This window comes from Xanthomonas sp. D-99, from assembly GCF_017746145.1.
In the GTDB taxonomy this organism is placed as follows: domain Bacteria; phylum Pseudomonadota; class Gammaproteobacteria; order Xanthomonadales; family Xanthomonadaceae; genus Xanthomonas; species Xanthomonas cissicola.
Genome location: NZ_JAGHWU010000020.1, coordinates 1 through 13,111 on the forward strand (window position 1 = coordinate 1; position 13,111 = coordinate 13,111).

General features: G+C 65.5%; 6 protein-coding genes. All 6 read right to left on the reverse strand.

Going from position 1 to position 13,111, the window contains the following annotated elements:
- Positions 1-62: 62 nt before the first annotated feature.
- Entirely contained in the window at positions 63-1,556 is a 1,494-nt protein-coding gene (gene xylB / locus J7360_RS09300) for a xylulokinase (RefSeq protein WP_057659810.1), read from the reverse strand.
- A complete protein-coding gene (locus tag J7360_RS09305) occupies positions 1,553-3,925 on the reverse strand; it encodes a glycoside hydrolase family 95 protein (RefSeq protein WP_057659808.1) in 2,373 nt (790 codons plus the stop codon). Before J7360_RS09305 ends, xylB begins: the two co-directional genes overlap by 4 nt.
- Before the next feature lie 91 nt (positions 3,926-4,016).
- Positions 4,017-6,920: a TIM-barrel domain-containing protein gene (locus tag J7360_RS09310; protein WP_209033730.1), complete on the reverse strand. Its 2,904-nt coding sequence runs from the start codon at positions 6,918-6,920 to the stop codon at positions 4,017-4,019.
- Between the two features lie 104 nt (positions 6,921-7,024).
- Entirely contained in the window at positions 7,025-8,767 is a 1,743-nt protein-coding gene (locus J7360_RS09315) for a DUF5597 domain-containing protein (protein ID WP_194272828.1), read from the reverse strand.
- An 11-nt stretch (positions 8,768-8,778) separates the two neighbouring features.
- Positions 8,779-10,695: a sialate O-acetylesterase gene (locus J7360_RS09320; RefSeq protein WP_209033732.1), complete on the reverse strand. Its 1,917-nt coding sequence runs from the start codon at positions 10,693-10,695 to the stop codon at positions 8,779-8,781.
- 106 nt (positions 10,696-10,801) lie between these two features.
- Positions 10,802-13,057, reverse strand: coding sequence for a cellulase (locus J7360_RS09325; RefSeq protein WP_209033734.1), 2,256 nt, complete (start codon positions 13,055-13,057; stop codon positions 10,802-10,804).
- Positions 13,058-13,111 lie beyond the last annotated feature (54 nt).

Consider the following 13,111-nt stretch of genomic DNA (forward strand, 5'->3'; position numbering starts at 1 on the left):
CACGGTGTTGCTCATGGGGTGTGAAGTCCTTGCTGCTGGGGGAGTTGTAGAAAAACTATCGATCAACCGGCATAGAGCGGGCTGACGACATGCAGGTGCTTGAGGAAGGTCTGGTAGTGCTGCTGATACTGGGCCACACGCTGCGGGTTGGGCTGTGCGGCAAGCGCATCGTCCACCTGCAGGTGCTCCAGCACCACATCGGCCAACGCCGCATCGCCGCCATCGGCGCGCTCGCAGGCCCACAATGCCTGGAGCGCGGCACCGAACGCAGCGCCTTCGGGCTGGGTCGGCACCACGACCTGCAGGTTGAAGATGTCGGCCACCATCTGCCGCCACTGTGCGCTCTTGCTGCCGCCGCCGGTGAGCAGGATGGTATCGAACTGCAATCCCGCAGCAACGAAGGCATCGAAGCCGTTGCGCAGGCTGTAGGTGGCACCTTCCATCGCGGCGCGATAGAAATGCGCGGCGGTGGTGTTGTGCAGATCCATCCCGAACAGGCAGCCGCGCGCGGCCGGCAGATCCGGGGTGCGCTCACCGTTGAAGAACGGCAGCAGCACCAGCCCGTCGGCGCCCGGCGCGGTGTCGGCGATCATCGCTTCGGTCTGGTCGCGGGTGATGGAGAACATGCGCATCACCGCCTCGGTGGCGACGGTGCAATTCATCGTGCAGATCAAGGGCAACCAGCCGCCGCTGGAGGAGCAGAACGCGGCCCAGCGCGCGTCATCGTCCACCACCGGGTGATCGGCATAGGCGAACAAGGTGCCGGAGGTGCCCAGGCTCATGGTCAGGCGCCCGGGCACCACGTTGCCGGTGCCGATGGCGGCCATCATGTTGTCGCCGCCGCCGGTGGTGACGCGCACGCCGGTCGGCAGATGCAACGCCTGGGCGGCGGCATCGGACAACGCATAGACCGCGCCGGTGTCCACCAGCGGCGGCAACGCATCGCGCAGGTCGCGTTGTGCATCGACCGCACTCAGCATGCGCTCGGACCACTGCCGCGTCCGCACGTCCAGCCAGCCGGTACCGGAGGCATCGCCCACTTCGGCAAAGCGCTCGCCGGTGAGCCAGAAGTTGATGTAGTCGTGCGGCAGCATCACCGTGGTCATCGCGGCATACGCCTCGGGGCGATGCTTGCGCGTCCATGGCAATTTGGAGGCGGTATAGCCGGCCATGATGGGATTGCCCGCCGCGGCCACGCTGCCTGCGGCGCCGCCGACGGCGTCCATGATTTCATCGCATTCCAGCGCAGTGCTGGTATCGCACCACAGCTTGACCGGCGCGGTGACGCTGCCGTCGGCGGCCACCGGCACGAAGCCATGCTGCTGGCCGGAGACGGAAATACCGCGCACGCGTGCACGCTGTTCGCCATCGAGCTGCGCAAAGCAATGCACGATGCCGTCGATCCACCACTGTGCATGTTGTTCGCGGGTGCCGTCGTCGCGGCTGATCAGTTCCATGGGCGCGGCGATGGTGGCGACCACGGCGCGATCCTGCGGATCGTAGGCCACCAGCTTGACGCTCTGCGTGCCCACATCCAGTCCTACATACAAGCTCATTGCGTCACCAATCGGTTGTTGTTGAGTCCCACCTGCTGGGTACGGCCTGCGCCCAGTTCCAGGTCCAGGGTCTGCCCTGCGTAGGACAGTTGATAGCGCCCGCCACGATCGCTGTGCAAGCGTGCCTGCCGCAAGCGACCGCCCTCCCATTCCAGATCCACGCTGGCGCCGCCGCGCACGCGCAAACCGCGCACGCTGCCGCGCGGCCAGGCCTTGGGCAGGGCCGGCAGCAGGAACACGCTACCGCCCCAGCTTTGCAGCAGCATCTCGGTGATGCCGGCGGTGCCGCCGAAGTTGCCATCGATCTGGAACGGCGGATGTGCGTCGAACAGGTTCGGATAGGTGCGTTCGGGCGAAATCAGCAGTTGCAGGATGCGGTAGGCATGCTCGCCGTCGGCCAGCCGCGCCCACAGGTTCAAGCGCCAGCCGATGCCCCAGCCGGTGGCGTTGTCGCCACGGATTTCCAGCGAGCGGCGTGCGGCCGCAGCCAGTTCCGGGGTATCGCGCAGATTGATCTGACTCGAGGGATGCAAGGCGTACAGATGCGAGACGTGGCGGTGGTGGATCTCCGGCGCCTGCATGTCCCAGTCCTGCTGCCATTCCTGCAACTGCCCCGCCTTGCCGATGCGGTTGGGCGGCAATTGTTCGCGCAGGGCGGCCAATTGCTGGGCCAACTGCGCATCGATGCCGAGCAACTTGCTCATGGCGATGCATTGCGCGAACAAATCGCGCAGTAGCTGCGCGTCCATGCTGGGACCGGCGCACACGGCCGCACCGAAGGGATGCTGGTTTTCCGGCGAGATCGACGGATTGGTCACCATCGCGCCGGTCTGCGGATCGCGCATCAACGTTGCAACGAAAAATTCCGCGGCGCCCTTGAACAACGGGTAGATCTTGCTCAGGTAGGCGCGGTCGCGGCCGTAGTCCCAACGGTCCCACAACTGCTGCAACAGCCACACGCCGCCCATTGGCCACAGGCTCCATTGCGCACCGTCGATCGGGCCGGCCTGGCGCCACAGATCGGTATTGTTGTGCACCACCCAGCCCGGCGCGTCGTAGATCGCCCTGGCGGTGTGCGCACCGGTCTGGGCCAGATCGAACAGCATGGCTTCCAGCGGTTCAACGCATTCGTGCAATGCGTTGGCTTCGCTGGGCCAGTAGTTCATCTCGGTGTTGATGTTGATGGTGTACTTGCTCTCCCACGGCGGCTGCATCAGGTCGTTCCAGATGCCCTGCAGATTGGCCGGCTGGGTACCGGGCCGCGAGCTGCAGATCAGCAGATAACGTCCGTATTGGTGATACAGCGCAGCCAGTGCCGGATCATTGCCTTCGGCGAACCGCTGCACGCGTTCGTCGGTAGGCCGCTGCAAGGCATCGCTGCTGCCGAGGTCGATCGCCACGCGCCGGAACAGGCGTTGATGATCGGCCAAATGCGCACGCGACAGCGCGGGGAAATCCAGCTTGGCCGCCTTTCGCAGGCTTGCGGCGGTCAATGCGAGCGGATCGCCATCGACCGCATCGAAGCGTTGGTAACTGGTTGCTGCGCTGAGCAGCAACACCACTTCATCGGCAGCCTCGATACGCAACCGGTCGCGCACCTGGCTCAGTTTGCCGCCGCTGACCTGCGGCAGCACCCGCAACGCAAAACGCAGCTTGCCTTCGATACCGGCGAAGCTGCCGTTGCGCCCACTGAACAGCAAACCGCCCTGCTCGGCGGTGACCTCGCCGTTTTGCGGGCTGTCGATGCCCACACGCAGCGAGATACCGCCGGGGCGGTCGCACGACAGCCGCACCACGATGCATTGCGCCTGCGCAGAGACGAATACCTCGCGCCGATGCACCGCGCCGCCAGAGCGGAACGTGGTGGTGGCCACCGCCGTGTCCAGATCGAGCTGACGGCGATAGTCGCTGATGCCGTCGGCGCGATCGAAATCCAGCAGCAGATCGCCCAACGGTTGATACGGCATCTGTTTGAGCGGACGCGAGAGCAGCTTGGCATCGGCCAGTTTTTCGGCTTCTGCGTAACGCCCGGCGAAGATCAGCGCACGCACCTGCGGCAAAGCCGCCAGCGCGTCAGGACTGGTGGAATCGTAAGGCCCGCCTGCATACAGCGTGTCTTCGTTGAGCTGCAGGCGCTCATGGGCGATACCGCCCCACACCATCGCACCTAATCGCCCGTTGCCGACCGGCAAGGCTTCTACCCATTCATTGGCCGGTTCGCGGTACCACAGCTGCAGCGCCTCGGCAGCCGCGACGGGCGCGAGCGCGGTTGTTTTCGAAGCCTGCGTGGCCTGTACAGCCGCCGGCACGGCGCCCAGGACCGCGATGGCGGCCCCGGTCGCCTTGCACAGCTCACGACGGGTCAGCACGGCAACCGCCGTGCTGACTGACCGGAACCGCGCGCGCCTGCCTTGCGGCGTTCCGGCATCTGGGTGCTCATCGACTGAAGACGGCCTGCGATCATCGACGACGCGCTTTGCCCGACGCAATCTTGCGCTGCAACACGCTGACCGGCTTGCCGTCGTACTGGATGCTGGCGTCGGTCTTGGGCGCGAGCGCGCCGGCATCGTCGCGCGGGCCGTCGACAAAGCGCACGTTGATGGTGCGTTTGGCCTGCATGCCGGTCCAGCTGCCTTCGCGCTTGCCGATGCTCAACTCGCCCTTGGCCTGGTTCCAGACCAGCGGGATGCGGCTGAACTCGCCCTTCTCGTAGCCGTAGCCCTTGCCATCGTCTTCATACAGCGAGAACTGGCCATCGGCGCCGGTGTAGACCACCACGGTGAGCGGTGCGTCCGCCACCTGGTCGACGTATTCCTGCACCGGGCCGGTCGGTACGATGGAACCGGCACGCACGAACAACGGCATGCGCTCGATCGGGGCAGCGGCTTCGATGCTCTGGCCGCCCTCGTAACGCTTGCCGGTCGCGAAGTCCAGCCAGCTGCTGCCGGCCGGCAGATACACCTGCCGCGAGGTGGCACCGAAGCGGGTCACCGGTGCGACCAGGAACGCCGGCCCGAACAGGTACTGGTCGTTGATGTCGCGGACCCTGGGGTCGTTCGGGAAGTCCATCATCATGCCGCGCATGATCACGCCATCGCGCTGGTAGGTGTCGCCGGCCAGGCTGTAGATGTACGGCAGCAGCGCATAACGCAAACGGTTGTAGTAGGCCATGCTCTCGTAGAACGGCGTACCTTCCGGTGCGATGTTCCAGATTTCGCGATACGGGAACTGGCCGTGCGAACGGAAGATCGGCACGAACGCACCGAACTGGAACCAGCGCGTGTTGAGCTCGCGCCATTCCGGCAGGTGGGCCGGATCCTGGTCTTCATAACGCTTCTCCACCGCAAAGCCGCCGATGTCGAAGGTCCAGTTGGGCAAGCCCGACAGCGCCATGTTGACGCCGCCGGAGATCTGGTCGCGCATGTCGTCCCAGCGCGAGACGATGTCGCCGCTCCACACTGCCACCGCATTGCGCTGGGTGCCGGCATAGCCCTTGCGCGAAAGGATGAACACGCGCTTGTCGTCGGCCGCGCGGTCGCCCACGTATACGCCATGCGTGTGCGGCAACGGGTAGGAATTGAAGTACTCGGTGGACGACCCCAGCGCGTTGGGCGTGGTGCGTGCCTTGCGCTCGGCGATGTCCAGGTTGGAATGCACGTCCGGCTCGTCGGCGTCCATCCACCAGGCATCGAAGCCCTTGCTGTTGAGCTTTTCGTTGACCTGGCGCCAGTACATGGCCTGCGCCTTCTCCGAATACGGGTCGTAGAACGAGTTCTTGTAGCCCTTGCCGATCCAGTCCAGTTCACCCACTTCCACATTGCGCTTGAACATGAAACCGGCCGCGTCCAGTTCCTTGTAGTTGGCGGTGGTGGGATAGAACTTGGGCCAGATCGAAATCATGATCTGCGCGTGCATGTCGTGCACGGCCTTGACCATGCCGTCCGGGTCCGGGAAGTGCTGCTTGTCGAAATCGTGCGAGCCCCAGGCATCTTCCGGCCAGTACGACCAGTCGAGCACGATGTTGTCCAACGACAGTTTGCGCTTGCGGTATTCGGCCACCGCGCCCACCAGCTCGTCCTGGCTCTTGTAACGCTCACGGCTCTGCCAGAAGCCATAGGCCCACTTGGGCAGCATCGTCGACTTGCCGGTCAGCTCGCGGTAGCCGGCAACGGCCTGGTCGTATGAATCGGCGGAGACGAAGTAGTAGTCGATCATCTGGCCGGCTTCGGACCACAGCGACAGATCCTTGGCTTCGGCTGCGGGCAGCGGGTCGCGGTGCAGCAACGCGATGTAGCTGGGGTCGATCAGGTCCCATTCGAGCTTGACGGTGCGGCGCGTGCCCGGCTCCAGATCGAGCTTGAATTCATGGTTCCACGGGTTCCAGTTCTGGCGCCAGCGGTCGATCACCAGCTTGCCGTCCACATACAACTTGGCGTATTCGCTCGAATACAGCGAGAACGTGTGTTCGCCACCGGTGAGCGCTTCGATCTCGCCCTCCCAAGTGACCTGCATGCGGCTGTTCTTGTCCTTGGTGATCGCCTTCTTCGGGTACTTGGGCAGATCGCTGAGGTATTGGTAGTTCACCTCGCTCTCGCGGCGCTCGAGGATTTGCTTGCCGTTGATCGCATAGCGTGCAGTCAGCGCGCCGGCCTTGCCCTTGGCGTCGTACAACTTCAGCGTCTTCGGCAGCGGCTGCAGGCCGCGCGGGTCGCCCAGACGGGTGATCGAATTGTTGTCCCACAGCAGGCCGTAGTTGCGGCTGGACACCAGGTACGGCACCGCCATGTCGATGTTGTTCTGCTGCAGCTCGACGTTGCGGCCCTTCTGGTTCATCCAGCCCTGCTGGTGCTGGCCGAAGCCGTACAGCGCTTCGTCGTCGGGCGACTGGAAGCGCTGACGCACGCTCAGGTAGTGCTTGCCCTCGGCCTTCAACGGCGCAAAGCTGCGCCCGCCGGCCACTTCCGACAGCACCGGCTTGCCGGTGGCATCGGCAAAGCTGACATGGCCATCGACGGTGGAGATGCTGGCAGTGACCTTGCCGGTCTTCAGCTGCACGCTGTCGCCCTGCTCGGCAATCTGGAACGCGGTATCGCCCTGCACCGGCACGCGCATCAGGCTGGGGCTGCGCGCGAAGTCGCCGTCCGGATCGGCGCTGACGCGGATGATGCCGCTATCGACCACTTGCAGGCGCACCGGTGCGGCGCCCTTGGCGCTCGGCACCACGGTGACGCCATCGGCGGCCTTGCGTACTTCCTGCGCATGCGCGGCGTTGGCCAACAGGGCCAGCGACAACGCCAGGCACCGGGCCAGTGGCGTACGTCGGTTGGCAGGCACGGCGCCGGCGGAACGGATGGTGGTTTGCATGATCACTCCCTTTGAATGACGAAACGGTGCCGCGGGGGCGGCAGCGCATGGGTAAGGCGAGGCGATGCCGTCGCGACGGCATCGCGGGGTTGTGGCAGGCGCGCTTATTTGTAGGTTGCCAGCTTGATCTTGAGCAGCTGCGGCACGCTGGAAAAATTGACCCCGTAATCGGTCTGGTCGCCATTCCAGTTGCGCTGGAATTTCCAATCGTTGCCTTCGTACACACCTTCCTCGACACGGTCGTAGATCATGTTGGCGGTGGCATCGCTGGCCGGATGCAGGGTCACGCGCGCGTGGTAACCGGTGACCAGGAATTCGTCCGGGCTCAGTTCGGCGATCAACGCGGCGCCGATCGGTTCGGGGTTGCCCGGCGGGTCGCCCTTGAACCAGAACTGCGGCACGCCATAGGTGATGGTGGCGCTCCAACGGTCGTTGAGCTTGAGCTCCTGCACGGCCTGGCCAGGCTCTTCGGCAGTGCCATGCAGCTTGCCTTCGGAAGCGGCCTTGGCGAACGGCCGCATCCCCATGCTGACCGCCTGAAATCCGAGCGCAAATGGCGCCAGCGTCTCTTCGTTGACGTGCTTGGCACCGAGCGGATAGTTGGAATAACGGGTGTAGTCGATGCCGAAGGCCGACCAGCCGATGCCGTTATGGCCCAGCGTGGAGTACAGATAGCGCGCGTATTCCGGGCGGTTGCCGGTTTCGGCCACGAACAGTGCGTTATCCGGGCGTGCATAGCGCTCCAGCACCGTGGTGTACATGCGGTATTCGGGCATGTAGATGTCCGGCGCCAGCAGGTCGATGTGCGGGCCGGCCACCTTCCACACATCCAGCACGTTGTCGGTGGGGCCACCGCTGGCGTACTGGCCGGGCTGGCCCGGATTGAACGGGCCACGCAGCGCGGCATTGACGTACATCGGCAACGGATACTCGGCCTTGCCGGCTTGCGCTATCTGGTCGATGTAGCGGCCGATCGACCACGCGTGGAAGATCTCGTCGGCATCGGCACCGAACACTTGCGCCCAGGTGCCCGGCTGCTTGTTCATCCGTTTGATCAGCTCGTCCGGCACCTGGCCGTCGAACAGCTTCTGCGCCATCGGCGAGAAGTCGCGCACGCTGCCGTAGGTGCCCGCCTCGTTCTCCGGCTGGATCATGATCACGGTGTGCTGCGGGTCCACCTTCTTCAGGTGCTGCATGAAGGCGACGAATGCCTTGCGATCGGCATCCAGCGTGGCCTGCGCATGCGGCGACAGCGAACCGATCGACTTGCCTTCGCGGGTGACCACACGCGGGAAGCGCTGGTTGTCGGTCTTGACCCAATGCGGCGCGTACTGCGGGCCGTTGTTCTTCCAGGTCGCAAACCACAACAGCACCAGCCGTACCTTGTGCTCGCGCGCCTGATCGAGCAGCGTATCGACGAAGGAGAAATCGAACTTGCCCTCTTCCGGCTCTACCTGTTCCCAGGCGATCGGCACCTGCACGGTGTTGGGGCCGAGTACCTGCATGGCCGGCCACACCTTGTCCATGATGCCGGGGTAGTTGCTGGAGTTGTTGACCTGCGCGCCCAGGATCAGGAACGGCGCACCGTCGACCATCAACGCATGCTTGCCGTCCTTGCTGACGAACTGCGGCATCGGGGTCTGTGCCGCCGGCGCCTGCGCGTTATCCGGCGTTCCAGCAGCAGGGGTTGCCGCAGCGGTGGCTGCGGCAGGTTTACCGGGATCGCCCTTGTCGCCAGATTGGCAGGCAGCCAAGGCCAGCGCCAGCGCGGACAGCAGCAGCGGACGCAGGCAATGCGATGCGCGGGAATGGGAGATCACGCGTGCAACGGGGGAATGCATGGACATAAGGCTCCGTGTCACCAGGTATCGGTGCGGAAGGGGGAAACAGGAAGGGCGTCGCGATTGATCAGGTTGGCGTCGTCCGGGTTCTCGCTCCAGCCGTAGCGCACGGCGACCGGTGCGGCGACGGCATCGCTGTGCACGATCACGCGGTCACCATCGATCTGCGCGGTGGCCGGGTGGAAGCGTTGATCGGCGCCGGCAATGCGAAAGCCCTGCACGGCACCGCCGCCACGCACCTGCAGCGCACTGCCCTGCAAATCAAAGCCCAGCACCGCCTTGCCGCCGGCAAAACTTGCGCGCTTGAACACCGGCGCGCTGTACACCAGCGTTTCGCCATAGGCCACATGCCGCGCCGCCAGCGCCAGACGATGGCCGACATCGCGCTTGTTGGTGGGATGGATGTCGGTGGGGTTGCCGATGTCGACGATCACCGCCTGCCCGGTCGCCGGCAGCGCCAGCGTCTTGGACTGCGACTCGCGCAACAGTGCCCACGGGCTCAACTCGCCGTTGTCGCCGCCGGCCTTGAAGTTGGCCAGCTGCACCCACAGGAACGGCAGCGTTTTGTCGCCACGCTCGGCACGCCATTGCTGGATCATCGCGGCGAACTGCTCGCGGTATTTCACCGCGCCGGTGTCGGTGGCATTGGTTTCGCCCTGGTACCAGATCACGCCCTTGACCGGGAACGGCTGCAGCGGATGGATCATCTGGTTATAGAGCAGCGTGGGCAGCTGATTCTTGTTGTCGGTCAACGACACCCGCACTGCGGCCGGGCGGAATTTCCAGCCGCCGAGCGCACGCTTGGCACCGGCGCGGGTCTGCACGAAGCGTTGTTCATCCGGGCCATGCATGCCGCCACCGCCGCTGAGGTCTTCCACGCGGACCGCAATGTGGTTGACGCCGGCCTTGAGCGCCGCAGCCGGCACCTGATACACGCGTGGCAGGTTCCATTGCTTTTCGGTGCTGCCGACCTGCTGGCCGTTGACGTAGGTGGTATCCGAATCGTCGATCTGGCCCACGCCCAAGGTGATGCCGGCCTTGGCCTCGGCAGCGCTGAGCGTGATGGTGGTGCGATACCAGGCGATGCCGTCCATGCCGTCGTAGCCGCTGGATTCCCATTGCTTGGTGACCTGGATGCTGTCCCAGTCGCTGTCGTCGAACGCCGCTTCGCGCCATTGCCGCATCTCGCCCTCCACCTTGGGCCAGCGCGCGATGCGCTTGCCGGTGGCCGCCTGCGCTGCGGCGTCGCGTTGCTTGATCGCCTCGATCGCGCCCTGGTTCTGATCGGCACTCAGGCCCAGTGATGCAGCGTCCATCCACGCTTCGATCGCGCTGCCGCCCCAGGTACTGTTGACGATACCGATCGGCACACCGGTGCTGGCGCGCAGCTCCTTGGCGAAGAAATAGCCGACCGCGGTGAATTCACCGGCGTCGGCAGGCGTTGCGGCCTTCCACTCGCCACCGGTCAGGCGCGCCTGCGGCTGCACCGACCACGATTTGGGCACCTTGAAATGCCGCAGCTGCGCATCGTTGGCAGCGGCCACCGCTTGCCGGCCGTCGCTGGCCTGGACCAACGGCCATTCCATGTTTGATTGCCCGCTGGCCAGCCACACATCGCCGACCAGCACATCGCGCACCTGCAGCTCGCCCCCGTCGCCCTGCACACGCAGCACGTACGGGCCACCGGCTGCGTGCGCAGGCAGCTTGACCTTCCATTGCCCTGTTGCATCGGCCTTGGCGATGGCGCGCTTGCCGTCGAAGCTGACCGTGATCGCGGCATTGGGCGAAGACCAGCCCCAGACCGGCATCGGCTGATCGCGCTGCAGCACGGCGCCATCGGCGAACAGCAACGGCAACGTCGGCACCGCCCAGGCACACGGACTGACCAGCACCAGGCCCAGCAGGCAGCCACGACGAACGAAAGAAGCGGTCATGCGGTGATCTCCAAAGTCGGCGCAGCCGGGCGGCGCGCAGCGATACGACGGCGAACAGCGCCGTACACGGTAGGACAGCGCGATGCTGCGCGCAGCGACGCAGCGCTCATCGTGGATCGCCATAGAAGATGCCACGGCCACCGGTGGCAAAGTACACGCGGCCAGGAATGCGCGGGTCGCCGGTGACGCTATACGGCTTGCCGAAGCGATGCGCATCGTCGTTGATGCGTCGCCAATAGGCGCCCTCGTCATCGGAACGGAAGAGGCCATCCACGCCCGCCACGCGCCCGGCCAGATACAGCGCCGGCGGCGCGCCGGCACGCAGCGCCTTGCCGATGCCCAGCGAGCGCGCTTCATCGGGTTTGGCTAGCGTGCGCAACTGGCCGTTCTGCCAACGCATCACGCCGAGCGTCGGGCTGGCCAGATACACAACGCCCGCACGCCAGGGGTCGGGGCGCAATTGCGGGCGCGCACGTTCATCGCGCGCCGGGCTGCCGACCTGCTGCCCGGTATCGCGAAAGCTGGCCGCGCCATCGCGGCTCTCGTACAGGCGCCCACTCACCCGATCGGCCGCATACCAGCGCTGCGCATCGACGCGGTCGGCCACGACCACCGCGGTCTCGGGCAAGCCCTGCACGCGCTGCCAGTGCTTGCCGAAATCGGCAGTGCGCCACACACCGCCCTGCTCCGGCGCCCACACCACCTGCGATGCATCGGCGGCAATGGCAATGGTGCCGGCACCCTGCCCGCGCGGCGGCTCGCTGGCGAATGCAGCCCAGTGCGTGCCCCCGTCCTGCGAATACAGCGCGCGGATCTCGTTGTTGCGGCGATCGCGCACGGTACCGCTGCGCACCACCCACTGCGGTGCCTGGCCGGCGGCATCGATGCTTTCGCCGTTGGTCAGGCGCGGGCCAAGATACTGCAATTGTGCGGTGTCCAACGCGTCATGCCGGAAGCCATCGATATCGCCCAGCGCGCTGAGCAGATGCGCGCCGGCCATCGGGCTGAGCAGATCCAGCGGCACGGTTTCTTCCAGCCCACGGTCCTGGAACCACCACTGCAGCGGCGGCTGCTCTGAAAACGTCTGCAGATTGCGCGAGGCCCAGATGCCGTAGCCGGTGACGAACATGGCGTGGTTGCTGTCTAATGGATCGATCGCCAGAGCGCCTATCCAGTGCGGTGTTGCGTGCGCGGTCCACGGCGCGGCGCTGTGATCGAACTGCGCAGCCGCCAGCAGCGGAACCCAGCTGCGGCCGCCATCGCCGCTGCGAAACACTTCATCGCGCGGCGTGCGGCGGCGGAATGTGCTGGCCAGCAGCACCTGCGGATGTTGCGGATCCACCGCCACCGCGCCCCAGCCGAAACCATCGCCGGTGGCTGGTTGTGGGATCGTGCTGATCTGGCGCCAGCGGCCTTGCGTCGCGTCGTAGTTCCACAGCGCGCCACCGGCCATCAGATCCGGGCCGGGGTGATCGCCATAGCTCAAATACCACTGCCCAGCGTTGTTACCGACCATGTGGTTGGGGCGTAGCCCCTTGGGTTGCCCGGCCACGGCCGACCAGGTGCGCCCCGCATCTTCGGAGACATAAAGGCTGGTTTGCGCAGTCGAAACGCCCACATAGATGCGTCGTGTCGCAGCGCCAGCACGGCCGCTGGCGGCGTCGAACACGACGAAGGCAATGCCCACCGCCTGTTCGCTTCCGACATGGTTGCGCGCCGTGGCGCCTGCCAGTGCATCGGCAGGAAAGGTCTCCACCCGCGCCCAGTGCGCGCCGCGATCGTCGCTGCGCCACAGGCCTGCATCACGTGAGCCAAGCAACAGCACACGGCCATCGTGCGGGTCAACCGCCAGCCGCTCGCCATTGGCGCGGCCCAATTGGTTGCCACCGAGCTTGAACGGCAGATCGGCGCGTTCGAAATGCTTACCGCGATCGAACGAACGCAACACCGCCGCATTGCCGGCGCGTTCGTGCATGTAGGTGCCAGCAGCCAGGTACAGGGCGTTCGGGTCGGCAGGATCGACCGCAAAAGCGTCGATTCCCATCAGATTCCAATCGTCGGCGCCCAACCAATCGGTCAGCGCGACCCACCGCTGCGCCTGCGCGTCCCAGCGATAGGCACCACCGACATCGGTGCGTGCATAGGCAAGATCGCGTTCGGCGGGATGAAACAGCACACCGGTAACAAAGCCGCCCCCCCCGATGGCCACGCTGTGCCACCGATACGGGTCTGGCGTACCGGGCTCGTCCGCAGATGCCTCGGACGTCATGAAGAGCAGCGCCAGCGTCAGGCAGACAGCAGTCAGCCACGCATGTGCTGCAGAAAAACGGCGCTTAGTAGGCGGATCGATCACGGCGATCATTCCTCCGGCTCCCCTCGCGATCGATGGCCTGGCCATCGATAGGAAAAACACCGG